Origin of the sequence: Occultella aeris, assembly GCF_902703175.1 — a bacterium.
In the GTDB taxonomy this organism is placed as follows: Bacteria; Actinomycetota; Actinomycetes; order Actinomycetales; family Beutenbergiaceae; genus Occultella; species Occultella aeris.
The window spans coordinates 1-26468 of record NZ_CACRYJ010000057.1; the positions used below are offsets into that span (position 1 = coordinate 1).

Sequence of the window (26468 nt, forward strand, 5' to 3'; positions counted from 1 at the left end):
GGCCGGTACCGGGTATGCCCCAGATCCAGCACCGCCTCCGAGAGCGGGTCGGTGACCAGGCGCCGCCAGATCCCACCCGCCGCGATCGCCCGCGCCGTGACCGGGGTGATCGGCCCGTACCCGGTCAGGATCGGCACCGACTCCGGATCGATCGACCGGGTCGGCGGATCCGGATGATCGGCATGCGGATCCGACGCCGCCACACCGGTCCCAGCCCCGGGTTGCCGAGGCGCGGCTGAGTTCGGACACAACGGATCCCGACACCGACCCCGCACCACCGGGCCAGCCACGATCGGCGCGGAGGGCGCCGCAGTGGTCGGCGCCGCAGAGGCCACGTCCGGCTCGGGCGGGGTGCTCGGGGCAGAGTCCTGGCCCGCCCCGGCGCTCTGGCCCGTCACGATGACGACGTTCCCACCGGCGAGGGCGTCCGGGGGCAACAGGTGCTCGATCGCCATCGTGACGTGGATCTCCGGCCGACGCCCACCCACCGTGTCCGCCAACTTGGTGCCATCAGGGAACTCCCCGGTGGCCAACGCGTGCGAGGCAACCCCGGCCAGGGAGTCGAACCGCAACTGGTCCAACGTGCGGTCATCACCATCGGCCTTCGCCGCACGGGCCGCGGCGTCCAGCGCGACATCCAACGCCAACACCTCCGGAGCAGGCCCCTCGATCCACATCGACGCCGCCCCGTCGGGCAACGCCCGGGGCCGGGTGACCTTCCGGCCACGCGCCTTGCGCTGGGCGCGCTCATGCGCCATCGGGGTCGACACTGATCAACGCCTTCGAAATATCGCGCCGCAACTGCTGCGGCGTTCGACCCGCCGCCCTGGGCAACACCAGGTCCTCGACCGCCATCGCGGCCTGCCACGGCACCTCATACAACGCGTCGACCATCGCCTTGGCCTTCGCCACATCGATCCGGCCCAGCCGCAACGCGGTCCCGGTCTTCGCCAGGATCGTGGTGAGCATGATGCCCTGCCGCACCAACGACAAACACTCATACCTCGGCGCGGTCAATCGGATCGAAAGCTCATCACCAGCGGTGCACGCCTCCCCACCGGTGACCAGAGCCAGCGCGGGCTGGTTCATCGCCGACCGCTCCGCCAGGATCGCCGCCGCCCTCGTCAACGTCTCCTGCGCAGCCGCCTGCACCCGCCGCGCAGCCGCCGCGACCTCCACCAACGTCGCATCATCCGCCTCGTCAAGATCCAGGGCTAGGATGCGTGTCATCAGCGCCGGCGTCGGGAGCATCTGCGCCAACCGGGCCGCCTCCGGCAACGCCTCCCACACCGCCACCATCGCCGACAGGGCCGCCTCCAGCCCGGACCGCTGCGAGGCCAACAGCACCCGGACCGAGCCCGGCTCGGCAGGCCAGAACTGCACCCGCGAGGACCCCTCGTCCTCACCCCGGGCCGCACCGCCCACCAGCTCCTGCGCCATACCCAAAACACTACGACCGACCACCGACAACACCCCCGAAACCCCCGGAAATCCAAGGAAAACGAGGAAATAGTGAAGCGAGCTGACCGTGCCGCGCACCCCGCACACGCGATGAACCAGCCACGTCCAAGGTCGGGTCACCACCGCGCGGCTGAGTGCGGCCTGGGGACCGCGGCAGGAAGAAGGTCAGTCCGATGCGATCAGCGGATCAGCGCCCTGCGGCCCGCGCAGTCAATCCGGTTGATCCGAGCCCGAATGACTGCCACCGTGCAGGCATGCCAGATCCGGTCACCACGCCAGATCCCGCCCGTCAGCGGGCTGCTCCGATGCGTCTGACCCTCCTCGGTGGTGCGCCAGGAATCGGGAAGACCGCGGTCGCCCGCGAGTTCCTGAAGCTCGCCGTCGGCGGCACCCTCCTCACCCAGTGGGTGGACGTGGATGCCCTCTGGGCGCACCAGCCCTGGGAGGTGAGCGATCGGACGACAGGGATGGTGCAGGCGAACCTGCGTGCTGTGATCGCCAACGCCGGCGCCGCCGGGATCGACCTCCTCCTGGTCACCTGGGTGTTCCAGGACGCCCGGATGCAAGACCTGGTCCGCTCGCTCGCGCCGCCCGGGCTGCCGACGGTCAGCGTGCAGCTGCACGCCGAACCCGCGACCTGGCGACGCCGGTTCGAGACCGACCCCGGTCGTCCCGAACTCGACGACTTCTATCGGCGCCGTTACTACGAGGCGCAACGGACGCCGTCGGACCATGTCCTGCGCACCGACGGGAAGGACGCTCGAGCCGTCGCCGCCGACCTGGCGGCGCTTCTGGCGGGTTGAGCCAGAGCGGGCCTGCGGTCAGGCGAGGTCGGGGAATGCCGTGTAGAAGGAGGGGTCGAGGTCGGGACCGGCCGCCGCCAGATAGTGCGACTCGAGCGCCTTGCCCGTGGCACCCGCCGCCGCTTCGAGGTCGGTCAGGAGCAACGCCTGCTGCTCCTCGGCGCTCAGCCGTTGGAACTGCGCGAAGGTCTCGGCGTACGAGAGGTCACCGTCCGGCACGTCGCTGCCATCGGGGTTCGTGGCCGGCTCGGCGGGCTCCGGCTCGGACCAGCCGGGAAGCGGGCTCTCGGCCCAGCCTGCGAGCGCGCAGTAGTACAGGACGTCGACGGGCACGCACCAGTGCTGCTGGCCGTCGATCGCCCGCGTGATCTCGGTGAGGTCGCCGGTTGCTACTTGATCTCGGGCGTCGGTGAGCGCGGCCAGCACGGTGTCCCGATCCCAGACCTGTGCGGGCTCCGTTGCATCGGCAACGGTCACATCGGAGCCGGTGCTCGTCGCGGCCCCCGGCTCCGGGTCGCTCGCCGAGCACGCAACGAGCAGCGCCGACAACACCACGGCGCCGATCACCTTCAACCCGTCGCGCATCATCGCCTCATTCCCCTCGGCCCTGACGAAGCAGAGTAGTGCCATGCTGGCGTCAGCGTGTCAGCCCTGGCCGAGCACCTGCGCACGTCGATCCGCCCAGGCCAGTGCGGACGCGATCGCCTCCTCCAGGGTGAGTTCGGCGCGCCAGTCGAGCAACGCCGTCGCCCGGTCCACGTTCGCGAAGGCCCCGACGGCGTCCCCTGGGCGGGACGGTGCCGTCACCGTTGGCACGTCGGCACCGGCGACGCGTTCGAAAGCGCCGATCAGCTCCCGCACCGTCACGCCTGAGCCGGTGCCGACGTTGATGATGACGCTCGGTGCTTCGACCCCGGCGAGGATGTCGTCGAACGTCTCGATCGCGCGCACGTGCGCCCGCGCCAGATCCCACACGTGGATGTAGTCGCGGATCCCGGTGCCGTCCCGGGTAGGCAGGTCGGTGCCGGTGATCGTGAAGGCCTCCTGCTCCCCGCGGGCCGCGAGGACCAGTTGGCCGAGCACGTGCGAGGGTTCCTTGTCGTAGATACCGCTGGTGAGGCCGGGGTCCGACCCGATCGGATTGAAGTAGCGCAGGATCACCGCGCGTAGATCGGTCGCGACGGCCAGGTCCTGCAGGATCTGCTCGATGATCCGCTTGGTGCGCGCGTACGGGGACGTCGGCTCGAGGGGGTCCGACTCGGTGACCTCGAACCCATCCTTCGGCGCGTACAGCGAGGCCGAGGAGGAGAACAGCACCCGTGGCCTGCCGAGCGCGGTCAGCTCGTCGAAGAGCTCGAGCGACTTGGCGACGTTGTCCCGGTAGTACAGGTAGGGCTGCGCGACGGACTCCGGGACCACGATCCGGGCCGCCATGTGGATGGTGGCCTCGATGTCGGGGTGCTCGGCGACGACCCGGCGCAGCAGGTCCCGGTCGGCGACATCACCCTCGTAGAAGATCCGCCCCGCCGTGAACGCGCGCGGGCCGCTGAGGAGCGAGTCCAGGATCACCGGGGTGTGCCCGGCCTGCTCGAGCGCCGTCGCGGTCACCGACCCGATGTAGCCGGCGCCGCCGGTGACCAGTACCTTCACGGGCGTCAGCCTAGTGGGCGGTCGCTGACCGCGACCTAGACCTTCGGGTCCAGGTGCGCCCCCGCGCCGACCTGATAGGCCTCCGCCAGCCAACCGGCGAACACGTCGTCCAGCTCGGCCAGGTCGCTGACCCGGAAGTGATGTACGAACAGTCGCTTGGTGTACGGCGCGGCGTTGCGGATCCGCGGGTCGGAGACCACACGCTGCAGGTCCAGGTAGCCGACCAGGTGGCCCTTCTCGGTGGGCCGGGCGCCCGCGAACCCGCGCCGCGTGCCCTTGACCGTGATGGTCGTCTTCGCGACGGCGTACGTGAACGGTCCGCACGCCGCGACCAGTTCGACGAACCGCTCGTAGAGGGCGACGGCGTTGGCCGGCTTGTCCCGCAGATGGTCCTCCACTGTCCAGTCCGCTGTCACCATGGGCTCGAACATACCTTCCCCGGAACACGCGCGAACAAGCCCGCCGGCGCACCGCGGGCCGGTCACCTCCTGCGCAGGCGCAGGGCGAGTGCGATCTCGGGTAGTTCCAGTTCGCCCGCGGCGGCGCGCATCGCCAACTCGAACGCAGCCTCATCGTCAAGTTCCGGCTCGTGGCCGTTCAGGTCGATGAACACCACGGTGGCCAGCCACGCGAGTCGCTTGTTGCCATCGACGAGCGCGTGATTCCTCACCAGCGAGTGCAGTAGCGCCGCCGCCTTGAGTCCAAGGTCCGGATAGGCGTCGGCTCCGAAGGCGGTCGAGCGGGGCCGCTGCATCGTGGAGTCGAGCAGACCGATGTCACGCACCGGCCCGGTTCCCAGGGCACGGACGAGGCGCAATGCATCCTCAAGGTCCAGGTACGCGCACCGTCCCGGTTCGCTCCTGTCCCTCACACCGAACCGAGCCGGTCGAGCACGTCGGACCAGCGCTCGATCAAATGGTCGGAACTCTCATCGACCCGCGCGACGTGACTGCTGCGCGCATAGCGCTCCAGCACTGCTCGGCGGATGACCTCCTGCCGGGACGTTCCCTCGGCCGCGGCAAGCGCCGTCAGCGCACCTTCGAGTTCATCATCAGTTCGCACCGTGAGAGCCATGCACCGACGGTATCAAAGTGGTATTGGTCAGCCCTTAATCTCGCCGGAACAGCGCCCGCGCTTCCGCGGCCAGGATCACCGATCCCGCCACGAGCACGCCCGTGCCGGACGCAACCTGGTCGGAGTCACCCTGCTCGGTCAGGTCCGCGGCCATTGCCACGGCCTCCCCGACGTGCTCGGCCGTGTGCACCCGGTCTTCGTCGAAGATGTCCCGGGCGATGTCGGCCAGGTCGTCGATGTCCATCGACCGCATGGACGTCGAGCGGGTGATCACGATCTCGTCCAGGGCCGGTTCGAGGACGCTCAGGATGCCCTCGGCGTCCTTGTCCGCCATGATCCCGACCACGCCGACGAGCCGATGGAACGCGAACGCCTCGCCGAGCGCGTCGACGAGCACCTGGGCGCCGGCCGGGTTGTGCGCCGCGTCGACGAGCACGGTGGGGCTGCGCCGGACCAGTTCGAGGCGTCCGGGCGAGTCGACGTCCGCGAACGCGGCCTCGACCACGCCGCCGTCGAGTGCTCCCCCGCCGGTGAACTGCTCGACGGCGACCAGCGCCAGCAGCGCGTTCTGCGCCTGGTGGGCACCGTGCAGCGGCAGGAAGATCTCGGTGTAGAGCCCACCGGTGCCACGCAGGTCGATGAGCTGCCCACCGACGGCGACGGTCCGGTTGACCACCTCGATGTCGTAGCCCTGGGCGACCACCCGGGCCCCGCGGGCCTGCGCCACGCCCGCGATGACGGCGGCCGCCTCCTCGGGCTGTTCGGCGGTCACCACGATGGCGCCCGGGTCCAGCGCCTTGATGATGCCGGACTTCACGGTCGCGATCTCGGTGATGGTGTGTCCGAGCCAGCGCTCGTGATCCCGCGAGATCGGCGTGAATACCGCCACCTCACCATCCACGACGTTCGTGGAGTCCCACTCCCCGCCGAGCCCGACTTCGACCACGGCCACGTCCACGGGCGTATCGGCGAAGGCCGCGAACGCGAACCCGGCGAGCACCTCGAAGAAGCTCAGCCTGGACTGCCCCTTCTCCTCGAGCTGGGCATCCACCATCGCCACGTACGGCTCGATGTCGCGCCAGACCTCCACGAACCGGACGGCGGAGATCGGCTCGCCGTCGATCGCGATCCGCTCGCGGACCGTGTGCAGGTGCGGGGAGGTGAACCGTCCGGTGCGCAGACCGAGCTCGCGCAGCAGCCGCTCCACCATCCGTGAGGTGGAGGTCTTCCCGTTCGTGCCGGTCAGGTGGATCGCACGGAACGACTTCTGCGGGTCGCCGAGCAGTTCGACCAGTGCCGCGACCCGATCGATGGTCGGGTCGATGTCGTGCTCGGGAGCGCGGGTCAGGATCGCCGAGTAGATCGCCTTGGCCTCGGCCTCGGCGGCCTCCTCCGCGGCCCGCTCGACGGGCGAGACCTTCGGCTTGTCCTCTTCGCCGAATCCGTACCGGTGGCTGGTGACGTTCACAGGCTGACCTTCTCAAGATCGATGCCGACGCCGTGGTCGCCGTCCTCGGAGACGACCGGCGACACGTCGACGGCGACCGAGAGCGCGAGCGTCTCGGCAGCGATGAATTCCTTACGGTCCGTCACGGCCTGCACCCACTGGCCGGGCACGGCCAGTCGCAGCGAGATCCGGTCGGCGACGTGCAGGTCGGCCGCCTTGCGGGCGTCCTGCACCTGGCGGATGACGTCCCGGGCATAGCCCTCGCCGATCAGTTCGTCGTCCAGCTCGAGGTCGAGCACCACGAACCCCCCGCCGTCGAGCACGCCGGCCGCGATGGAGTCGCCGAACCGGTCCTCGATCTCTGTGCTCAGCGAGTACTCCCCTTCCTCCAGCGCGATCCCGGAGACCGTCACCACGCCGTCGTCGGACCGTTCCCACGCACCGGCGCGAGCGCCGCCGATGACCTTCTGGACGTCCTTGCCGAGGCGGGGACCGGCGGCCCGGGCGTTCACGGTCAGCTTGGTGTAGACGCCGTAGTCGCTGGCCGTTCCGTCGGCCAGGTCGAGCACCTGCACGTCCTTGACGTTGACCTCCTCAGCGATCAGGTCCGTGAACCGTGCGAGCGCCGCGGTGTCGGGGACCACGACGCGCACCTTGCGCAGCGGCTGGCGCACGCGCAGCTTGTTCGCCTTCCGCAGGCCGTGCGTGGTGGAGACGGCGTCGCGGACGGCATCCATGGCCGCGACGAGCTCATCGTCGGGAAGCAGGGCCGATGCCGTGGCATCGCCTGCGTTCTCCGGATCAGGGAAGTCGGTCAGGTGCACCGAACGGTCGCCGGTGAGCCCGCGCCAGACCTCTTCGGAGACCAGCGGCGCGAGCGGCGCCATCACACGGGTGAGGACCTCGAGCGCGGTGTAGAGGGTGTTGTAGGAACCCTCGTCCTCGTCCCAGAACCGCTGCCGAGAGGTGCGCACGTACCAGTTCGTGAGCACGTCGAGGTGCTCGCGGACCTTCGCGCACGCACTCGGGATGTCGTTGACCTCCAGGTCCGCGCGCACCCCGGTCACGAGGATGCGCGTCCGCGCGAGCAGGTACCGGTCCATGTCGTCGAGGTCGGCGACCTCCTCCGGCGACGGCGCGCGCGCATCAAGGCCGGCGCCGTCGTTGCACGTGTTCGCGTAGAGGCTGAAGAAGTACCAGGTGTTCCACAGCGGCAGCAGGATCTGGCGGACGTTCTCCCGGATCCCCTCCTCGGTGACGATCAGGTTGCCGCCGCGCAGGATCGGTGAGGCCATCAGGAACCAGCGCATCGCGTCCGACCCGTCGCGGTCGAACACCTCGTTCACGTCCGGGTAGTTGTGCAGCGACTTGCTCATCTTGCGCCCGTCGGAGCCGAGCACCACGCCGTGGCACACCGAGGTGCGGAACGCGGGCCGGTCGAACAGGGCGGTGGCGAGCACGTGCAGCAGGTAGAACCAGCCGCGGGTCTGGTTGACGTACTCGACGATGAAGTCGCCGGGGTAGTGGTGTTCGAACCAATCGGCGTTCTCGAACGGGTAGTGCACCTGGGCGAACGGCATCGACCCGGAGTCGAACCAGACGTCCAGCACATCAGGGATCCGACGCATCGTGGACACCCCGGTCGGGTCGTCCGGGTTCGGCCGGGTCAGCTCGTCGATGAACGGGCGGTGCAGGTCGGTCACCGGTACCCCGAAGTCCGCCTCGAGGTCGGCGATCGAGCCGTACACGTCGACCCGCGGGTAGGCGGGGTCGTCGCTCACCCAGACCGGGATCGGCGTGCCGAAGTACCGGTTCCGGGAGATGGACCAGTCCCGCGCGTTCGCGAGCCACTTGCCGAACTGACCGTGCTTGATGTGCTCGGGGACCCAGGTGATCTCCTCGTTCAGCTCCACCATGCGGTCCCGGAACTCGGTGACACGCACGAACCACGAGGACATCGCCTTGTAGATCAGCGGGTTCTTGCAGCGCCAGCAGTGCGGGTAGGAGTGATCGTAGGTCTCGTGCCGCACCACCACAGGGCGCACCTGCGGCGCGAACTGCCCGACGGCGCCGGTCCCGCCCTTGAGGTCGGCGATCGCCTTCGGGTTCGCGTCGAAGACCTGCAGCCCGGCGTATTCGGGCACCTCGGCGGTGAACTTCCCGGCCGCGTCCACCGGCACCACAGGAGTGATCCCCGCGGCGTCGCAGACCGCCATGTCATCCTCACCGAACGCGGGCGCGAGGTGCACCAGCCCGGTGCCGTCCTCGGTGGAGACGAAGCCCGCGGCGAGCAGCCGATGAGCGTTCTCGTGGCCGGCGAAGTACGGGAACGGCGGCGTGTAGGAACGCCCGGCCAACTCGGCGCCGGTGAGCCGCTCCAGCACCTCGGGGTCCTCGCCGAGCTCGCGTGCGTACGCGCCGAGGCGGGAGTCCGCGAGCAGCACCTTCTCCCCCGCGAGCGCGCCCTGACCGGGGCTCACCACGACGTAGGAGATCTCGGGCCCGACGGCGATCGCCAGGTTCGAGGGCAGCGTCCAGGGGGTGGTGGTCCAGATGAGCGCGAGCTCCCCGGTCTCCAGCCGCAGCCCGACCGTCAGCGCCGGGTCCTGACGCATCTGGTAGACGTCGTCGTCCATCCGCAGCTCGTGGTTGGACAGCGGCGTCTCGTCGCGCCAGCAGTACGGCAGCACCCGGTAGCCCTCGTAGGCCAGGCCCTTGTCGTAGAGCCGCTTGAATGCCCAGATCACCGACTCCATGTAGGTGACGTCGAGCGTCTTGTAGTCGTTCTCGAAGTCCACCCACCGGGCCTGCCGGGTGACGTACTCCTCCCACTCCTTGGTGTACCGGAGCACGGAGTCACGACAGGCCGCGTTGAAGGCCTCGATCCCCATCTCCTCGATCTCGGCCTTCGTGTTGATCCCGAGGATCCGCTCGGCCTCGAGCTCGGCCGGAAGGCCGTGCGTGTCCCAGCCGAACCGGCGCTCGACCCGCTTGCCGAGCATCGTCTGGAACCGGGGCACGACATCCTTGACGTACCCGGTCAGCAGGTGCCCGTAGTGCGGCAGCCCGTTCGCGAACGGCGGCCCGTCGTAGAAGACGAACTCGTTCGACCCGTCCTCGCCGGCCGGCCGTTGGTCGATGGAGGCCTGGAACGTGCCGTCGGAGTCCCAGTACGCGAGCACCCCCTCTTCGAGCTCGGGGAAACTCGGGGAGTTCGCTACGCCGTCGGCCTGGGTGTGGCGGGGGTAGTGCTGCTCGCTCGGCTGGGTGGCCATCTGCGCGGATCCTTCGTGGGTACGGGTTGCCTGCCGTACGAGGACGATGCGCGCCCGGGTTCGGGACGTACCGCGGTACCACCTCGCTTGCCGCATGCCCGAGGGCACCCGACCGCTCCTTGAAGGCTATGACGGGCCCACCCGTTCCGGTTCTACTGAGCCGGCCCGCGGGCGGGCCGACCGTTCTTCCGGAAGGCTCACCGGTGATGGCCGGGTCAATGCCTCTGTGCGCGAGTCTAGCGCCGACGTCACGCTGATTCGTAAGCGGCCCGCAACCAGGACCGAACCTGGGAGTCCACCTGCCCGACGTCGGTGAGGAACACCCTCCGATTGCACATGCCGGTGGCGGCCTCCAACCGCTCGGTGGGCTCGACATGGGCGGCGTTCAGCCCGAGCACCACCCGCTTCTCCGAAGGCGCCTCCACGAGCGCGAACTGCTTGTGCCGGCGCAGGCTCACCCCGGTCTTCTTGACCGCGACCTCGACGTCGTCGCCGAGCGCGATGGCGGCAGCGAGGATCGCGTCGTGGATGGGTCGCAGCGCGGCCTTCGCGCCGGCGTACTGGGCCGCCAGAAGTTCACCATCCGACGGCGGGGCGTCGCCCTGGCGAGCCCGCGTCGCCACGAGATTGGCGTTGCCATGGGTGAATCCGTGCTCGGACTTGAGCCAGGCGATCATCTCGCCGTGCTTGGTCAGCCCGGCCTCGGAGATCTCGGTGGTCCACTGCGCGATGGTGCGCCCGGAGGTCGCCTCGATGTTGGCGACCTGAGTGGCGACGGCGTCATCGAGGCTTGCCATGTCGGCGTTCCCTCCGGAGGGTGTGGTCGCACCATCATGACGCGCCCCGCAGCGTTCCGCGCCCCGATCTGGCACACGAGCCCCCCGCTGCCCCGATACTCGAGTCAGGCGGCGGGCCGGACGGTGAGGTGACCCATGGCACAGGACGCGGGAACAGGACGCCGCGGCCCCTTCATCGCCCTCGGAGCGGTGGTGGTGACCGCCGTGATCGTCGGTGTGGTGGTCGCCCCGGTCGTTCTCGGTCGGACCGGCGGAGGGCCGTCCGGGCAGGGGGCGCCCGAGCAGGGGATCGCCGGTTACGCCGGGTCACCGAGTTCCGCCTGGGTGGCCGACCTCCCCGGCACCGTGCTCGCGCCGCATGCCGGGTGCACCGGCTTCGAACGGGTATGGGCCGCCGACTCCGTCGTGGTGATATCCACCGATGACGCCTGCCTCGACCCGATGCTGGTGGGCCTCGCGGCCGCGGACGGCGAGCCCCGGTGGACACATCCCACCGACGCGACGTGCGAGGCCGGCCTCTGGGGCGGGCGGATCGCCTGCGCGGACGCCGGTGGCGTGTTCACGCTGGATGCTGCGACCGGGCAGCGCGAGGAGGTCGAGGACATGGGCGTGTTGCTGGGCCTGACGGCGGACGTCCTCGTGGTCCGCACCGGGGCCGACTCGCGTGTCATGGGCCTGGCGGCCGACGGTAGCGAGGTGTTCTCCCATGACGACGGCGACGCCCCCGGGCATGCGGTCGCCGTCTCGGGCCGTCACCTGCTGATGTCCGCATGGCGCGAGTGCGTGGACGACTTCCGGTCCGGGATCGGCTTCTGCGTGTACGACCTGGCGCTCCTGGACGTGACCACGGGCGAGCGCATCGAGCTCGGGCTGTCCTATACCGACCGCGACCGCACGCCCACCCTGGTCGCCGCCGCCGGGGACCCGCCGCTCGTGCTGACGGCCACCGATGACGCGGCGACGATCCACGACACAGCCGGGACGACGCTCTGGTCCGAAGAACGCGAGGTCGTCTTCGCCTCCGGAGGGGTGATCGGCGTCCGCGATGGCGAGGCGTGGATCAGCGTCGATCCGCTCACCGGCGACGAGCGGTGGCGCACCAGCGGCCCCCACGATTTCGTGACCACCGATGCCGAGCACGTGGTGTTCATCACCGGCGCCGAGATCCGCGCCCTGGACCGGCACACCGGGGAGGTGACGTGGTCGGGCCCGATGCCGCAGGCCGACGGCGTCGAGGTGATCCGGTACGAGAGTGCCGGTGGTCGGCTGTGGGCCTGGGCGCTGGTCGACGGTGGAGGGCCACGCTGGGTGGGTTACCGCCCGTGATCCCCAGCGGTCTGGACGCAGAGCCCAGTGATCCGGCACTTCCCTTTACCGACACCACTGGCCCCATCTAGCGTGGCTGGTCACCTGAGACCTGGGGAGGGCGACGACGATGTCGGAACTGACCGTGGACGTGATCACCTCGCTCGACGGCTATGGAGCCGCCGAGGGCTGGCCGGGGTTCTGGGGCATGGAAGGCCCCGAGTACTTCGAGTGGATGGCGAGTGAACCGACCGATTACACGGTGCTGATGGGTCGCAAGACCTACGATCTGATGTCCGCCTTCGCCGCCAACGGCGCCGAAGGCACGGGACCGCTGGACGCGCAGCCGAAGGTCGTGTTCTCCTCGACGCTGGCCGAGCCACTGGGCTGGCGGAACACTCGGCTGGTCAGTGGCGACGCGGTCGAGGCAGTGCGTGCGATGAAGCACGACGGCGTCGCCCTACACACCCTCGGGAGCCTCTCGCTGTGCCGGACGCTCCTGACCGCCGGGCTGGTCGATCGGTACCGGGTCGTGGTGTTCCCGGTGGTGAACGGGGCGACGGGCTACGACAACATGTACGCAGGTTGGCCCGACGTCCGGCTCGACCTGCTGGACCACCGGGTGTTCGACGGCCGGCTGCAGATGCTCGAGTACCGGCCGACGGTGCTCGACGGGCCGCCCGACGCGCCAGCCCCTGCCTAGGTCGACGAGCCGCTGCAGCACCCGGCCGGTGCCGTGCGTCACCGCCCCTGGTCGGGGTCCGGCCACTGCACCGCGTCGTCGTAGTCGTGGTGGCGGCGCAGGTAGGCGACGATGAACGGGCAGTAGGGCACGATCGTCTCGCCCCGGGCGACGGTGTCGTCGAGGGCACCGCGCGCGAGTGCGCTGCCGAGCCCTTGGCCGGCGAACTCGTCGTCGACGACGGTGTGGCTGAACGCGGTGCCGGCGGCCTCGGTGTGGAAGGCGGCGATCCCGGCCCTGGTCCCTCCAACCCAGATCTCGTACTGCCCTTCCGCGTCGTTGCGGACGATCGTCGGTACCTCGGTCTGGCTCACGCGTGACTTCCCCTCGTGCCGTGACGGCCCCGGGCCTCGCTGCCCGGGCGTTGTGAGTGCCTGCCCCGCACCCACCGTATCAACGCGCCGTGGCGCACGGGCCGAGCCCAGTTCGTCCCGGGCACGCTCCAGCAGGGACGCGTCGTCGATGCTGACGCCGTCGACCTCCACGTGCAGGACACACCCGAGGCGTTCGTCGGGCACCGCATGGACGACGGCGTCGCTCACCTCGTGCTGGCGCAGGAACCAGTCCCGCACCTCGCCCAGGTGGACGTTGTGGCCGCCGACCACGACGACGTCGTCCACGCGCCCGGCCAGGAACAGGCGACCCTGTGGGTCCAAGTGGCCGATGTCACCGCTGGCCACGAAGCCGCCCGGGGTGTCGGCGGCCCGCCACGGCGAGCGGAGCCACAGTCGTCCCGTGACGCTGTCGGGCACGTCGGCGCCGTCGTCGTCGCGGATCCGCAGGCGAACCCCCGTGGCGGGGCGGCCCACCGTCCCCGGCGCGTCGCGCAGGTCGGCGGCGGTCGCGATCGTGGCGGTGCCGGTCTCACTGGTGCCGAAGAAATCCACGAGAGCGCCCGGGTAGAGCGCCTCGATCCGGGCGGCGAGGTCGACGGGCAGCGGCGCGGAGCCGGCCGCGATCCGACGCAGTGGTGGGCGGGCCGCGGATGCCTCCAGCACCTGCGTGAGCCCTAGGAGTTGCGCCGGAACACCGAGCACTGCCCCGACCCGGTGGGTGTGGATGAGCTCGGCCCAGCGCTCGGGGTTCTGGCCGTGGCCGAGCACGACCGGCGCGCCGATCACCAGGGCCGCCGAGAACACGCTGAGCCCGTGCCCGTGCGACAGCGGTGCGGTGACGAGTACCGGCTCGCCACGGCGCAACCCGAGCGCCGCGAGCAGGCTGAGCACGGTGGCCAGCTGCGCGCGGCGCACCCCCGGACGTGCGGTCGCGTGTGGGGTGTGCGTGGTCCCGGAGGTGAGTAGGTGCAGCGTCCCGACCCGTCGCCGTCGCCATGGATCGGCCGGGCGTGCGGGACCCTCCGAGGGCTCTCCTCGAACGGCCGCCGGGTCGGTCCGCGGCGAGCAGTCGTAGTGCCGGATGCCGGGGCCGACGGCCGCGGCGAGGCCGGCGCCGGTGGCGTCGTCGTGGACCACGACGTCGGGGCGGGCCCGGCCGAGGATCGAGCGCAGCCGAGCGGTGCCGACGCTCGGGCCGATGAGCACGACGTCCACGCCGAGCGCACCGGCCGCGATCACGGTCGCGACCTGGCCGCGGTGGTCGCGGGCATGCACGGCGATCCGTGGCGAAGGCTCGCCGCCGGCCGCACCCCGGGCGGGGCGAGCGGCCGGGGCCGCGCGGGAGTCGCGGGCAGCGCGCAGTTCCCCGGTGAGCCGCGCGGCTGCGACGTCGACCGCCCGGGCCAACCCCTCGCCGTCGAGCGGGCCCAGCTGATCGACGAGTACCGGGCCGTGCGGGCTCCGGCGTGCGGCCGCGAGGGCCGCACCGGGCAGGGTGGTGCCATAGCGCCACAATGGGCCCACCGCGGGCAGGTCCGCCGGCCGCGGCGCCATCGCGCCGAGCACCGCGGCGGCCTCGGGGACGGCATGCCAACCGGACCGGTGACTCACCACCGGTTCCGTAGCACGGTGCGCAGGAGCAGGTCGGAGGTCGCGGGGGCGAGCGCCCCGACCGCGCCGCCGAGCCGGGCCCACCACGGCGCGATCAGCCGCGGCCGGTCCACGATCGCCCGGCAGACGAGCGCTGCCGCGTCGTCGGCACCGAGGCCGGGCGCGGTGGCGTAGTGCGCGGTCGGGGCACTCATGGCGGTGTGCACGAGCGGCAGATGGATGGACGTGGCGGCCACGCCGTCGGTCGCCAGCTCGGGGGCCACGGCCCGCAGCCACGCCTCGAACGCGGACTTGCTCGCCGCGTACGCGGAGTAGCCCGGACTGGGCACGTCCACGCTCGCGGACGCCACGGAGATCAGGTGACCGGCACCGTCGGCAGTCATCTCCCGCAGCAGTGGCAGCAGCAGGGCGATCGGGCCGAGGGCGTTGACGCCGGTCAGTCGCTGCACGTCGTGGAAGCGGTCGGTGTAGTCGGCGAGGCGGCGCCGGATGCTGTGCCCCGCGTTGGAGATGACGACGGCGGGGGTGCCGTGGTCGGTCAGGATCGTCTCGGCGGTTGCGCGGGCGGCGTCGGTGTCGCGCAGGTCGGCGCGGTAGGTGTCGGCCCGGCCACCGAGGGTCCGGATCCGCTCCGCGACGTCCTCGACCTCCTCGCCGCGGGCGAGCAGCAGCACGTGCGCGCCAACGGCCCCGAGGCGGATCGCGACCCGTTCGCCGACGCCCCGCGACGCGCCGGTGATCAGCACGGTGCGCCCTGCCACGACCTCGCGGACGGCATCAGGGCCGGGGCCGAAGCCGGCCATGCCGAGCAGCGCGCGCACGCCGACCGGCCAGCCCTGGTTCCCCCGCATGCCCGCGAGCCTAACCGCCGCCGTCGGGTCAACTACGCTCGGCCCGACCCGACGGTCCAGCCGATGGAGTGCCAGCATGCTCGAACTGCCAGCCTTGTCCCTGACCCAGCCGGACGAGTGGCCGGAGCGCCGCGGAGAACTCCTCGAGGCGTTCGCGCGGCACGTCTACGGCCGGACGCCTGCCGGCGGGAGCACCGCCGGGGTCGAGGACCGCGGCACCGAGGCGGTGCGCGGCGGGCACCGGTCGGACCTGGACGTCACGGTCGCCGGCCCGCTCGGGGAACGCGTCGTGCCGGTCCTCGTGCACGTGCCCGAGGGCGCAACCGGCCCGGTCCCGGTGGTCATCGGCCTCAACTTCGCCGGCAACCACACCACGACCCCGGCACCGGGCGTGCGGATCCGCCGCAACGCCGAGACGGAGCGGGGTGCGCGGGCGTCCCGGTGGCCGTACGGGGAGATCCTACGGCGGGGCTACGCGGTCGCCACGGCGCACTATGACGACATCGAGGTCGACGCTCCCGGTCACGCGTCCGACGGCGTGCGGGGCCTGTTCCTCCGTGACCCGGCTGACCCCGAGGGCTGGGGCGCGATCGGCGCCTGGGCGTGGGGGCTCGGCCGGATCCTCGACGCCGTCGCCGAGGTACCCGGGATCGACCCGGCGGCGGCCGTGGCCATCGGGCACTCCCGGCTCGGCAAGGCGGCCCTCTGGGCTGGCGCGCAGGACGAGCGGTTCGCCGTCGTGGTGTCCAACGACTCGGGCTGCGGCGGAGCGGCCCTGCACCGGCACCACGGGCCGGGCAAGGAGACCATCGCAGCCATCACCACGAACTTCCCGCACTGGTTCGCGCCCGGCTTCGCCGGCTACGCCGACCGCGAGGACGACCTCCCGGTGGACGCCCATCAGCTGCTGGCGCTCATCGCACCGCGCGCGCTGCACGTCGCGAGCGCGGTCGAGGACGCATGGGCGGACCCGCTGGGCGAGTACCTGGCCACCGTGGCCGCCTCGCCGGCGTATGAGTCGTTCGCGCTCACGGGTACCCGGGTCGAGGGCGAGGAGCCGGTGTCACTGCCGACCGTGGGTAGGCGGGTCGGCGGCCGGCTCTCCTACCACGTGCGATCCGGCGGCCACGATCTCACCGCCGGGGACTGGGGGCAGGCGCTCGACGCGGCCGATCGTGTGCTCGCCGAGCGAGGATCGACAGCCCCAGTGGCATCGGCCACCGCGGCGACCAGCACCCGGCGGGGCGCTTAGATCAGGTGGTGGAGAAGGCGCGGCGGTAGCGCTGGGGCGAGGTGCCGACGACGGTCTGGAAGTGCGCGCGCAGCAACGCGGCGGAGGAGAAGCCAACGTCACCGGCGATCTGCTCGATCGAGGCGTCGGAGCGCTCCAGTAGGACGCGGGCGCGGAGCACGCGTTGCTGCAACAGCCACCGGTGCGGCGTGGTGCCGGTCTCGGCGACGAACCGCCTCGCGAAGGTGCGTTCCGACATCACTGCGTGGCGGGCGAGTGAACTGACGGAGTGTGGCTCATGCAGGTTCTCCAGCACGTGCAGCAGGATCGGCTGCAGACTGTCGGCGGTGCACTCGGGCACGGGGGCCTGGACGTACTGCCGTTGCCCGCCGTCGCGCTGCGGCGGCACGACCATTCGGCGCGCGATGACGTTCGCGACGCCGGCGCCGAGCTCGCGCCGGACCAGGTGCAGGCACGCGTCGATGCCGGCGCTCGTCCCGGCTCCGGTGATGATCGAGCCGTTGTCCACGTAGAGCACATCCATGCTGACATCGACCTGCGGGAACCGTTGCCGGAACAGATCGAGGTAGCGCCAGTGGGTGGTGGCCCTCTTGCCATCGAGCAGGCCGGTCGCCGCGAGCGTGAAGGCGCCGGAGCAGATCGTCAGGATGGTGGCGCCGCGGGCGTGCGCGGTTCGGATCACGTCGAGCAGGTCCGCCGGGTAGTCCTCCCGGATCGCGGAGGCCGGTACCACGACGAGGTCGGCGTCGATCGCGTCCGACCACGCATGGGTAGGCACGATGGCGCCGCCGGAGTTGAGCCCGACCGGCTCCCCGACGACCGGGCCGGCGGTGATGAACTCGAAGGGTGGGACGCCGTCATCGGTGCGGTCGAGCCCGAAGACCTCGGCCGCGACCGCGTACTCGAACGCGGCCATCGGCTCCAGGAGCAGCGCGGCGATGCGGTGCAGTGCCATGGGCACAGCGTAGGTGGCTGGAATCCTGCGCGCAATGGCATCTCTGCCACTCGTGGCAGAGATGCTGCGAGCGCATGATGACTGACATGGAACTCGCGCTCGCCGTCCTCGCCATCGCACTGCTGGGATTCCTGCTCCACCGCGACGACCGTCGCAACCGCGACGCCGAGCCGTACTGGAGGCGGGGCACCGACCGTGACGCCGAGCGCGTGCGTGCCGACCTCCTCGCCGGCGCGGACACGCTGAGCCGCCGACCGCTCGGTCGGGCACGATCGACGTCCTCCGACTGGGAGCCACGCGCGTGAGCGCATCGCCGCTCGGTTGAGCGAGACGTCACCCGGTCGTCGCGGCACCGCCTGAAGCAGCCGTGGCGTGCGGCGTCCCCGGGTCGCCCGGCACGATCGCGCCGTCCGCGCGAATGGCGCTGCGGACCTCGTCCACGGCCACCCGGGTGGCTCCCCCGGCCGGCCCCGCCAGGGCCGCGAGCGCACCCACGGCCTGCCCCATCGCCATGCAGGAGGCCTGCACCCGGGCGGCGGAGTTGGCGACCCGGTCCGCACTGAGCGAGCGGCCGGCCACGACGATCCGCTCGCTACCCGCAGGAATGAGCGCCCGCAGCGGGATGGTCGGGAACGTGCCGACCTCGAGCATCCGGAAGTCCACGCCGGCGCCGTCTGCCCGGTGGATGTCGATCGGGAAGTAGCTGTAGCTCACCGCGTCCTCCCACAACCGGCCTGAGGCGTAGTCATCGCCGGTGATCGTGACCAGGCCCTCGATCATCGAGGTCTCCCGGATGCCGGTCTCCAGGGCCGCCCAGTCGACCGTGGTGGCGGCGAGGCCCGGCTGGCCCTTGAGGAACGTGAGGATCCGCAGGAGGGCCGCCCGGCCCGCCATCTCCGCACCCGTCCGTTCGGCGCTGGTGGCACCCTTGATCCCAGTCACGTGGATCGCGTTGAGGCCCCTGTTGCGCAGGAGCGTGCGCAGCGGCGCGTCGGCGCTGCTGAAGTCGTCCGCCCGCAGCCGCCCGTCGGCGACGGCGACGGCGTACTCGGTGTCCAGGGCGTCCAGGTCGAGGGAATCGACGTCGTACCCGCCGAGGCGGACCATGAGCGTGCCCGGCTGCAACTCCTCGTGCTGGCGGCGGGGCAGACCTGCCTGACCCACGACGTTCGCGTCGCCGGTGGCGTCGACGACCATCGCGGCACGCACGCCGACCAGACCCTCCTTGGTGCACAGGGTCAGGTGAGCGCCGTCCGGATCCTGCGTCACGTCCCCGAGCATCGTGTGCATGAGGACGTCCACGCCGGCGTCGGTCACCAGCTCGTCGAGGACCGCGGAGTAGATCACCGGCGTCACGCGCACGGACAGCTTCCAGTGCGGTCGGTCCCAGTCGGTGAAGTCCGGCAGCGCGTCCCCCGCCAGAGCCACGGCCCGAGTGACGGCCTCCCAGCCGATGCCGGCGATGACCTGCCGGCCCCAGGCATGGAAGAGCGACGTCGTGAACACACCGGCCACCGTGGTGGTGCCGCCGAGGGCGCCGTTCTTCTCCACCAGGAGCGTGCGCGCCCCCATCCGCGCCGCCTGCACGGCCGCCGGGTACCCGGCCGGGCCTCCTCCAATGACCACCACGTCGTACGGCTCGGCCAGGTCAGGTGCGGTACCCACTCTTCATCTCCCTCGACGTCGATATCTCGATGGCGAACGCGCTCGGCCTACGCCGGCAGCGTGTGCTCTCCTAGGCGCTGCGCGAGCTCACCGGCCGCCTGCTGCAGTTCGTGACGGCACCGGTCCGCCTGCTCCGCGGAGAACCGCGCGGTGGTGCCGCTCACGGACAGCGCCGCGACCACCTCGCCGACGCGGTCGAACACCGGCACGGCGACGCATCGGATGCCGAGGATGTATTCGCCGTCGTCCTCGGCCCAGCCCCGTGCCCGCGCCGCCGAGACGTCCGCCCGCAACGACGCGACGTCCGGCCGGGTGTGCTCGGTGAAGACCTCGAGCTCGCCGTTCCCGTAGAGCTCCGTCAGGCCGGCGTCGTCCAGGGCCGTCAGCAGCGCCTTGCCGAGGCCGGTGGCGTGGCACGGCAGGCGCGCACCGATGCGCTGGTCGAACACGAGCTTGTGGGTGCCGTGACTCTTCGCGAGGCAGACCTGGTCCGCGCCGGACCGGATCGCGAGCCGGACTGTCTCGCCCGTCGCGTCCCGCACGGCGTCCATGAACGGGCGGGCCCGCTGGCTCAGGCTCTGGGCACCGTCGTACGCCTGGCCGACCTCCCAGGCACGCAGACCGAGGGTCACCCGCATGGTGGCGGGGTCGCGCTCGGCCCAGCCGGCGTCGATCAGTGCGCCGATCAGGTGGTGCGCGCTCGACTTCGGCAGGTCGAGAGCCACCGCGACCTCGGTGAGGCTCAGGCTCTCGGAGTCGGCGAGCAGTTCCAGCACGCGCAGGCCGCGGGCGAGCGCGGGTGCGCCGGTCCGTCGTTCGTTGTCCACCACTGTCCCCTGTCGTTCACTATGTCGAACGATACTTCACTATGGACAACCGCTGGCTGTTCGTTAGGCTTTCCGCGCACGCCCCACCGGCCCGAGGAGTGGTCCCGTGATCGTCGACGCGCACGCCCACGCCTGGGCGCGCTGGCCCTATCCGGCCGCCGTGCCGGACCCGCTCACCCGCGGCAGCGTCGGCTCGCTGCTGTACGAGATGGATGCGGCGGGCGTGGACCGGGCCCTGGTGGTCTGCGCAGGGATCGGCGGGGACGAGGACCGCACGGACAACACCCGCAACAACGACTACGTGCTCGCCGCCGCGTCCGAGCACCCGGACCGCCTGAGTGTCGCCCTCGACGTGGACTCACGCTGGACACCCGAGTACCACCTACCCGGCGCGCCCCAGCGGCTGGCGAGGGCGCTCGCGGAGGCGGGCGACGCCGTCGGGCGGGTGGCCGGGGTGACCCACTACCTCGCCGACGAGACCGACGACTGGTTCGGTGGCGACGACGCGGCGGGCTTCCTCGCCACGCTCGCCGCGCATGGCCTGCTCCTCTCGCTGCACGCGCGGCCGGCGTGGTTCGGCGCCGTCGCGGCGGCTGCGCGAGCGCACCCGGACGTGCCGGTGCTGATCCACCATCAGGGCCATGTCGGGTCCGATGCACCGGCCGAGGCCGCGGCCCTGCGTGACCTCGCCACGGTGGCGAACGTGTACGTGAAGGTCAGCGGATTCCACTACCTGACCGAGCGCACCTGGGACTTCCCCTACACCGACCGGCGGGTCCTGGCGGACCTGCTGGAGCATTTCGGGCCGCAGCGGCTGGCGTGGGGCTCGGACTTCCCGGTCTCCCGCCCGCACCTGACCTATCGGCAGGCTCTGGAGACCGTCCGGTCGTATTCAGGGCTCGACGGCGGATCGTCGGCCGCCGTGCTCGGCGGCACCATGGCGGGGCTGCTCGGGCTGACGGCACCGGTCACCGACCCGGTCGGCGCGCGGTGACGCAGTAGGGCATGCCGGCCGGATCCTCGAGAGTGACCCACTCGCGCCCGTCGAAGCGGTGCCGCGCACCGAGTGCGAGATGGCGTGCGACCTCCGCGCCCGGGTCGTCCGCGGCGAGGTCCAGGTGGGCCCGGACCGGCCCGACGTCGTCCTGGCGCCGCTGCACGAGGACCTGGAGGGCGCCGACCCCGGTCAGCCGCTCGAACTCACCGTCCCCGAGATCACGGCGCGCCCATCCGGTGAGGCCGGTCCAGAACTCGAGCTCGCCGTCGTAGCGGCTCGGCGGGACGTCGAGGCAGACCTGGTCCACCATGCTGCGGCCAACCCCCGGCCAGAACTCCGAGGGCGGCAGTTCGGCGCCGGGCTGCGGTTGCACCACGCAGACGAGGAGACCGCCGGGTGTCGCCACCGTCGGCACGCCTGCCCGGGTCATGTCCGTGCCGCCAAGGTCCAGCGCCCGGCGCACCAGACCCGGCACATCACCGGTGTGCAGGTCGAGGTGGATCCTTGGCTCGGACTCGCCGGTCACCTGGGTCCGCAGGTACGGCGCGCCGGAGCGCGGGAGCAGCGTCGCGAACTCCCCCGCAGGCCCCCGGCGCTCGGAGAGCGAGCACCCGGTGACGTCCAGCCAGAACCTGGTGGCGGCGTGGCTGCGGGCGGCCGGGAGGTCGAGGAAGGCCGTCATCCACTCGATGCCCATCACTCCACCGTACGTGGGGCCGCCCGCCCCACCGTCGTAGGACCGGCCGGTCAGCTCGGGAACGGCTCCAGCGCGCCGCTGAAGACCAGCTCGTCCGGCTCGAGCCACGGGGCCACTACCTCGGTCACGGCTTCGACATGCGCGGGGTCGGCGACCACGAGCTGCACCTCGAGCAGTCCGCTGACGCCACTGCCGCTGGAGAGCAGGTCGAGGTCCTCCCAGACGGCGTTGAGCGCGTCCTGCGCGGCGCGGACGTCGGACTGCAGCGGCAGATCACTGGTCTGCACGCACAGCGGCCCGGCGTAGATCGCCCGGAACTGCGCCCGCGCCAGGGCTGCGTCACCGGAGACCAGCACGTTCATGACGTCGCCTCCCCCGGAGACGTAACTGAGCACGTACCCGTCGTAGGTCTCCAGGAACATCGACAACTCCGACTGCTGGGTGATGAGGTCGGAACCAGTGGGGCCGCCACCGGCCCGGGCGGCGTCGTCGTCGCACAGTTGCGGGAAGTCCGGGGACGGGTCGGCGGACGGCTCCCACCCGGCCGGCGGTTCCGCGGTCGCCGGCTCGGTCAGCCTGAACGAGGTGCCGTCATAGGTGCCGACCACCCAGGCGCTGGCCCAGGTGCTGCCCGACGCGGACTCGTGCTCGATGCCCGACCAGCCTTCGAAGCCGATCAGTTCCGGCCCACCGCACTGGGGCGGGTAGGAGTCGGCGACGGCGCCGAGGCAGAGCTGCGGCGGCTCGTCACCGACCTGCATGATCAGTCCCATGCCGACCAGGACCACGCCCGACGGGTCGGCAGTGGTGCCGTCGACCGTCGGTCCGTCGTCCGGCGGACCTCCGCTGCCCGGCGCCCCACCGAGCCCGCCGCACGCAGCGAGCACCAGTCCCACGACCGCGGCCAGCGCCGCACCAACCGATCGTCGACCCATGCCGAGCCTCCTCTGTCCTACCGAGATTGTGTCGCGACTGGTCGAGGGCTTGCAGGGCAGCCAGCATGTGACTGACAGGATGGCGCGGTGCCCGAGATGGTGATCCGATCCGACGACCCGCGCTGCGCCGAGCTGGAGGGCGCCGGGTGGACAGTTGTCGCGACCTCGTGGGGTGCCCGCCTGCGCGTCACGCCGGCACTGCTCGAAGGGCTGGGCCAGGTGGTGGCCGGCGCCGGACAGTCCGGCACGAGGATCCGCGAACTGACGGTCTCGGATGCCGATGCGGTCCTGAGGTTGGACGCGGCGACGGCGGCCGACTACCCCGGCGGCATCGCGACCTCCCACGAGCCGCTGGACGCGGCCGGCGCGAGGGATCTCTTCACCCGTGGCCGGGTCTTCGGCGCGGAGCATGACGGCGTGCTCGTCGCCATCACCGCGACCGAGGAGGTCGGCGCCCTGGTGGAGACCGCGTTCACCGCCGTCGACCCGTCGCACCGGGGGCAGGGGCTCGCAACCGCGGTCAAGGCGGCATCGGTCCTCGCGCACGCGGCGGACGGCGCGGCGCTGTTCGGCACCGGTGGCGCCTCGGTCAACACTGCGAGCCTGGCGATGAACCGAGCGGTCGGCTACGAGATCACCGAGACCTGGCACACCTATCGGCCGCCCGCCGAGAGTGCCGAGTGACCTGACTCAGTTGAGCAGGTCCGGGGCGAACGCCACGAGGATCTTGCTCGCGGAGTCCGAGCCGTCGGCCAAGCCGGCGAACGCCGCCTGCGCCTGTTCGGGGCCGACGGTGCGCGAGATCAGCGGCGCCAGCTCCGCAACCGCCCCCGCAGCCCATGCGGCCGTGTCCGCGAAGTGGGCCGGTGCGTAGCAGAACGCGCCGACCAGGGTGCGTTCCGCCGTCGAGATCGCGTAGGCCGGCAGTTCGACGGTCGGTGCGCCCATGCCGACGAGCACCACGGTGCCGCCTGCCGACGTCGCGGCCAGGGCCGTCGCCAGGGTGGCGCTCACGCCGACGGCGTCGATGGTGACGTCGATGGTGCCGGCCGCCTCGTGCACGTCCTCGGTGCCGGGATCGACGACGGCGAACCCCAGCTGGGCGACGAGCGTGCGGCGGGCGGGGTGCGGCTCCGAGACGAGGACCGACGCCGCGCCGAGCCGGCGGCAGGCGATCGCGACGGCCTGCCCGATCGGGCCGCCGCCGAGGACGAGCACCCGCGAGTCCGCGTCGACCCCGCCGCGCAGTGCCGCGTGGTAGCCGACCGCGAGGGGTTCGACGAGGGCGCCGACGGCGACATCGCCGGCGAACGGCACGAGGTTGGCCGCGGGGGCCGCGAGGTAGTCGGCGAACGCACTGGAGATGGCGGGGTCGACGCCGATCACACGGCGCCGGGCGCAGATGTGGGCGTTGCCCTCGAGGCAGCGAGCACACGTCCCGCACGCCAGGTTCGGGTTCAGCACCACGACGTCGCCGAGCGCGTGGCCGGTGGCACCGTCGCCGAGCGCCGCGACCACGCCGACCGTCTCGTGCCCCATCACCTGGCCAGGCTGGCGACGCCCGTTCTCGCCGGTGTACCCGTGCAGGTCGGAGCCGCAGATCCCGGTCGCCACGATGCGCACGAGCACCTCCCCCGGCGCCGGCACGGGGGTGGGTCGATCCTCGAGGAGAAGGTTGCCGAAGTCGGCGAGCACGAGCGCGCGCATCTGTGCCGGGACGGTCGTGGGCATCGGTGCCTCGTTCTCTATCATGAACTGCGCTTCTAGATACGGAATCAGATTAGTGCGCCGGCACCGTCGGTGTCGACGCGCCGAGGCGGTGTCGGACGTGGGTGACACGATGGGCCGCATGCCGTCGACGACCGTTGCGCTCCCGTTCACGCCGCCGCTCGACGGGGACGCCCTGTGGGACTACCTCGCCGCGCGCATCATCGTCGGTGTCGAGGAGATCGACGCGGCCAGCTACCGGCGCACGCTGGCACTGCCGCACGGACCCGGTGTGATCACGATCGCGCGGCCGGCGCCGGGCGCGGCCGCCCTGACCATGGAGGTCGCCGCGCATCCCGCGGACCTCGGCGCCGCGACCGGCGCGGCCGGCCGGATCGCGGACGTGGGCGCCGACCCGGCTGCGATCGTCGCCGGTCTGGGTGAGCATCCGTGGCTGGGCCCCCTCGTGCGTGCGCGGCCCGGCGTGCGCGCACCAGGCCAGGCGGGCGGGTTCGAGATCGCGGTACGGGCCGTCCTGGGCCAACAGGTCTCCCTGGCCGCCGCCTGTACGCACACCTCCCGGCTCGCGCGCACGATCGGGACGCCGCTGGCCGCGCCGGACGGCGCGCTCACGCACCTGTTCCCGACCCCGGCGCAACTCGCCCGGGTAGACCCGGACGACGGCGAGACGCTCGCGATGCCGGCCGGGCGCCGTCGGGCCCTGATCGCGCTCGCCCGGGCCGCCGCCGACGGCCTCGACCTTGACGGCGGACTCGACGCCGACGAGGCCGAGCGGCGCCTGCTCGCACTCCCCGGGATCGGGCCGTGGACGACGCAGTACGTGCGCATGCGCGCCCTCGGCGACCCCGATGCCTACTGTGGCACCGACCTGGTGCTCCGGCGGGCGGCCGAGCGGCTCGGGGGCGCGCCGGTGGACCCGATCGGCACGGAGTTCTCACCGTGGCGCACGTATGCCGCTCACCACCTGTGGCGGCACGCCCAGCTGGAGGCAGCATGACCGAGACGAACGGGGCCAGGATGACGGAGATGACAGAGGTCGCCACCACCTACCGCCATGACCTCGACTCCCCCATCGGGCCACTCGTGCTGCTCGCCGACTCCGACGGCGCGCTCACCGGCCTGCTGTACCCGGGGCACCGGACCATCGCGCTCGCCGAGGGCGCGGTCGCCGACCCAGCGCCGTTCCGGGACGTACAGACCCAGCTCGAAGAGTACTTCGCGGGTGTGCGGACCACCTTCGACGTGCGCCTCGCCCCGGTGGGAACGTCCTTCCAGAGGGCGGCCTGGGAACAGTTGCTCCTGATCCCGTTCGGCGAGACCCGCACGTACGGCCAGATCGCGGACGCGCTCGGGCAGCCCGGTGCGGCCCGAGCGGTCGGTCTCGCGAACAACCGGAACCCGATCTCGATCATCGTGCCCTGTCACCGGGTGATCGGCGCGGGCGGCAACCTGACCGGTTACGGCGGCGGCATCGACGCGAAGAAGTTCCTCCTCGACCTGGAGTCCCGGGGTTCGACCCTGTTCTGACCTCGGTCAGGTGGTGACCAGGTAGTCCTCGGCGTCGTCGTCCCAACGCAGCGTCACCGCGCCGGCCTCCGCCGCGGCCCGGCAGAACTGCAGGAAGTTGCGGTAGCCGAGCGCCTTCTCGGAGAAGTCCGGGCGACGCTTGCGCAGGTGGTTCTTGAGGCCGGACAGGGCGGACGGCCCGTCGGACTCGGAGACCACGGCGGCGACCAGCGCGAAGGCGTCGCCGGCCTCGTCGCGCTCGGGCAGCGACACCTCCGGGTCGCCGGCGGCCGGGCCGGTGCCCAGCTCGACGATGCCCCGCTCGGCCAGGTTGCGGAGCACCTCGCCGAAGGTCCGGTAGCCGTGGTCGGACTCGCTGAACGTCGGGTCCTTGCGGAGCAGGGTGCGCTTGAGCACCGAGGCGGTCACCGACCCGCTCGTGGAGGATTGCAGCCCCGCGAGTGTCTGTGCGACGAGGACGTCCAGCGCCGTCGTGTCGTCGGCGACCTCGTCGTCCTCGTCCTCGTCCGGGGTCTCGGGGGTCGGGGCCGGGTC

The 26468-nt window shown here is 71.7% G+C and carries 27 protein-coding genes and 1 pseudogene; 9 read left to right on the forward strand and 19 right to left on the reverse strand.

Annotated elements, in window-relative coordinates; genetic code table 11:
* A pseudogene (locus HALOF300_RS27100) lies at positions 1-770 on the reverse strand (hypothetical protein); the annotation flags it as partial.
* Positions 748-1440, reverse strand: a complete 693-nt coding sequence (locus tag HALOF300_RS19030; protein ID WP_156742493.1) for a DUF222 domain-containing protein — start codon at positions 1438-1440, stop codon at positions 748-750. The pseudogene HALOF300_RS27100 and the gene HALOF300_RS19030, both read right to left, overlap by 23 nt.
* Positions 1441-1715: 275 nt before the next feature.
* Between HALOF300_RS19030 and HALOF300_RS19035 the strand changes: the two genes are divergently transcribed.
* Positions 1716-2264, forward strand: coding sequence for an ATP-binding protein (locus HALOF300_RS19035; protein ID WP_156742494.1), 549 nt, complete (start codon positions 1716-1718; stop codon positions 2262-2264).
* Positions 2265-2282: 18 nt separating this feature from the next.
* On the opposite strand, the gene HALOF300_RS19040 is transcribed toward HALOF300_RS19035, so the two are convergent.
* The 8 genes from HALOF300_RS19040 to HALOF300_RS19075 all read right to left on the reverse strand — a co-directional run bounded on the left by HALOF300_RS19040 (position 2283) and on the right by HALOF300_RS19075 (position 10507).
* Positions 2283-2849 carry a hypothetical protein gene (locus HALOF300_RS19040; RefSeq protein WP_156742495.1) on the reverse strand — a complete coding sequence of 189 codons (567 nt, stop codon included), beginning with the start codon at positions 2847-2849 and terminating at the stop codon, positions 2283-2285.
* A gap of 60 nt (positions 2850-2909) precedes the next feature.
* Positions 2910-3914, reverse strand: coding sequence for a UDP-glucose 4-epimerase GalE (gene galE, locus HALOF300_RS19045; RefSeq protein WP_156742496.1), 1005 nt, complete (start codon positions 3912-3914; stop codon positions 2910-2912).
* A 35-nt stretch (positions 3915-3949) separates the two neighbouring features.
* Positions 3950-4333 (reverse strand): DUF5655 domain-containing protein, encoded by a 384-nt coding sequence (locus tag HALOF300_RS19050; RefSeq protein ID WP_156742497.1) that lies wholly within the window; start codon positions 4331-4333, stop codon positions 3950-3952.
* Positions 4334-4395: 62 nt separating this feature from the next.
* A complete protein-coding gene (locus HALOF300_RS19055) occupies positions 4396-4785 on the reverse strand; it encodes a type II toxin-antitoxin system death-on-curing family toxin (protein WP_197522678.1) in 390 nt (129 codons plus the stop codon).
* A complete protein-coding gene (locus HALOF300_RS19060; RefSeq protein ID WP_156742498.1) occupies positions 4782-4988 on the reverse strand; it encodes a ribbon-helix-helix domain-containing protein in 207 nt (68 codons plus the stop codon). Before HALOF300_RS19060 ends, HALOF300_RS19055 begins: the two co-directional genes overlap by 4 nt.
* A 34-nt stretch (positions 4989-5022) precedes the next feature.
* Positions 5023-6456 (reverse strand): bifunctional folylpolyglutamate synthase/dihydrofolate synthase, encoded by a 1434-nt coding sequence (locus tag HALOF300_RS19065; RefSeq protein WP_331716247.1) that lies wholly within the window; start codon positions 6454-6456, stop codon positions 5023-5025.
* On the reverse strand, positions 6453-9710 hold the full coding sequence (gene ileS, locus HALOF300_RS19070) for an isoleucine--tRNA ligase (protein WP_156742499.1): 3258 nt from the start codon (positions 9708-9710) through the stop codon (positions 6453-6455). Before ileS ends, HALOF300_RS19065 begins: the two co-directional genes overlap by 4 nt.
* A gap of 248 nt (positions 9711-9958) precedes the next feature.
* On the reverse strand, positions 9959-10507 hold the full coding sequence (locus tag HALOF300_RS19075) for a DUF5655 domain-containing protein (protein ID WP_156742500.1): 549 nt from the start codon (positions 10505-10507) through the stop codon (positions 9959-9961).
* A gap of 135 nt (positions 10508-10642) precedes the next feature.
* On the opposite strand from HALOF300_RS19075, the gene HALOF300_RS19080 reads away from it, so the two are divergent.
* Both HALOF300_RS19080 and HALOF300_RS19085 read left to right on the forward strand, forming a co-directional pair.
* Complete coding sequence (locus HALOF300_RS19080; protein ID WP_156742501.1) at positions 10643-11833, forward strand: outer membrane protein assembly factor BamB family protein; 1191 nt, start codon at positions 10643-10645, stop codon at positions 11831-11833.
* Positions 11834-11942: 109 nt separating this feature from the next.
* Positions 11943-12515, forward strand: a complete 573-nt coding sequence (locus HALOF300_RS19085) for a dihydrofolate reductase family protein (RefSeq protein ID WP_156742502.1) — start codon at positions 11943-11945, stop codon at positions 12513-12515.
* 38 nt (positions 12516-12553) lie between these two features.
* Here HALOF300_RS19085 and HALOF300_RS19090 read toward each other — a convergent pair whose 3' ends face one another.
* The gene (locus HALOF300_RS19090) at positions 12554-14500 is read right to left on the reverse strand and encodes an AMP-binding protein (RefSeq protein WP_156742503.1); all 1947 of its coding nucleotides are present in this window, start codon (positions 14498-14500) and stop codon (positions 12554-12556) included.
* Complete coding sequence (locus HALOF300_RS19095) at positions 14497-15351, reverse strand: SDR family NAD(P)-dependent oxidoreductase (RefSeq protein ID WP_197522679.1); 855 nt, start codon at positions 15349-15351, stop codon at positions 14497-14499. The genes HALOF300_RS19090 and HALOF300_RS19095 overlap by 4 nt, the downstream gene beginning before the upstream one ends.
* Positions 15352-15427: 76 nt before the next feature.
* On the opposite strand from HALOF300_RS19095, the gene HALOF300_RS19100 reads away from it, so the two are divergent.
* Positions 15428-16603 (forward strand): glucuronyl esterase domain-containing protein, encoded by a 1176-nt coding sequence (locus HALOF300_RS19100; RefSeq protein WP_156742505.1) that lies wholly within the window; start codon positions 15428-15430, stop codon positions 16601-16603.
* 1 nt (position 16604) lies between these two features.
* Here HALOF300_RS19100 and HALOF300_RS19105 read toward each other — a convergent pair whose 3' ends face one another.
* On the reverse strand, positions 16605-17558 hold the full coding sequence (locus HALOF300_RS19105) for a GlxA family transcriptional regulator (RefSeq protein WP_156742506.1): 954 nt from the start codon (positions 17556-17558) through the stop codon (positions 16605-16607).
* Between the two features lie 74 nt (positions 17559-17632).
* On the opposite strand from HALOF300_RS19105, the gene HALOF300_RS19110 reads away from it, so the two are divergent.
* Positions 17633-17863 carry a hypothetical protein gene (locus HALOF300_RS19110; protein ID WP_156742507.1) on the forward strand — a complete coding sequence of 77 codons (231 nt, stop codon included), beginning with the start codon at positions 17633-17635 and terminating at the stop codon, positions 17861-17863.
* Between the two features lie 28 nt (positions 17864-17891).
* On the opposite strand, the gene HALOF300_RS19115 is transcribed toward HALOF300_RS19110, so the two are convergent.
* Both HALOF300_RS19115 and HALOF300_RS19120 read right to left on the reverse strand, forming a co-directional pair.
* Entirely contained in the window at positions 17892-19223 is a 1332-nt protein-coding gene (locus tag HALOF300_RS19115; protein ID WP_156742508.1) for an FAD-dependent oxidoreductase, read from the reverse strand.
* A 47-nt stretch (positions 19224-19270) separates the two neighbouring features.
* Positions 19271-20050, reverse strand: a complete 780-nt coding sequence (locus HALOF300_RS19120; protein WP_156742509.1) for an IclR family transcriptional regulator — start codon at positions 20048-20050, stop codon at positions 19271-19273.
* Positions 20051-20156: 106 nt separating this feature from the next.
* On the opposite strand from HALOF300_RS19120, the gene HALOF300_RS19125 reads away from it, so the two are divergent.
* Complete coding sequence (locus tag HALOF300_RS19125) at positions 20157-21044, forward strand: amidohydrolase family protein (protein ID WP_156742510.1); 888 nt, start codon at positions 20157-20159, stop codon at positions 21042-21044.
* Here HALOF300_RS19125 and HALOF300_RS19130 read toward each other — a convergent pair.
* Together HALOF300_RS19130 and HALOF300_RS19135 are read right to left on the reverse strand one after the other, a co-directional pair.
* Entirely contained in the window at positions 21019-21744 is a 726-nt protein-coding gene (locus HALOF300_RS19130) for a VOC family protein (protein ID WP_156742511.1), read from the reverse strand. The two genes, HALOF300_RS19125 and HALOF300_RS19130, sit on opposite strands and share 26 nt — an antisense overlap.
* 50 nt (positions 21745-21794) lie before the next feature.
* Positions 21795-22679 (reverse strand): hypothetical protein, encoded by an 885-nt coding sequence (locus tag HALOF300_RS19135; RefSeq protein WP_156742512.1) that lies wholly within the window; start codon positions 22677-22679, stop codon positions 21795-21797.
* Positions 22680-22775: 96 nt separating this feature from the next.
* Here HALOF300_RS19135 and HALOF300_RS19140 point away from each other — a divergent pair, with 96 nt between their 5' ends.
* A complete protein-coding gene (locus HALOF300_RS19140) occupies positions 22776-23363 on the forward strand; it encodes a GNAT family N-acetyltransferase (RefSeq protein ID WP_231955606.1) in 588 nt (195 codons plus the stop codon).
* A gap of 6 nt (positions 23364-23369) precedes the next feature.
* Here HALOF300_RS19140 and HALOF300_RS19145 read toward each other — a convergent pair whose 3' ends face one another.
* Positions 23370-24410, reverse strand: a complete 1041-nt coding sequence (locus tag HALOF300_RS19145) for a zinc-dependent alcohol dehydrogenase (protein WP_231955608.1) — start codon at positions 24408-24410, stop codon at positions 23370-23372.
* 118 nt (positions 24411-24528) lie between these two features.
* Here HALOF300_RS19145 and HALOF300_RS19150 point away from each other — a divergent pair, with 118 nt between their 5' ends.
* Both HALOF300_RS19150 and HALOF300_RS19155 read left to right on the forward strand, forming a co-directional pair.
* Positions 24529-25404 (forward strand): DNA-3-methyladenine glycosylase family protein, encoded by an 876-nt coding sequence (locus HALOF300_RS19150; RefSeq protein WP_197522680.1) that lies wholly within the window; start codon positions 24529-24531, stop codon positions 25402-25404.
* Positions 25401-25934 carry a methylated-DNA--[protein]-cysteine S-methyltransferase gene (locus HALOF300_RS19155; RefSeq protein WP_231955610.1) on the forward strand — a complete coding sequence of 178 codons (534 nt, stop codon included), beginning with the start codon at positions 25401-25403 and terminating at the stop codon, positions 25932-25934. Before HALOF300_RS19150 ends, HALOF300_RS19155 begins: the two co-directional genes overlap by 4 nt.
* Before the next feature lie 6 nt (positions 25935-25940).
* Here HALOF300_RS19155 and HALOF300_RS19160 read toward each other — a convergent pair.
* On the reverse strand, positions 25941-26468 hold a 528-nt coding region (locus HALOF300_RS19160), incomplete at its 5' end, for an OST-HTH/LOTUS domain-containing protein (protein WP_331716248.1).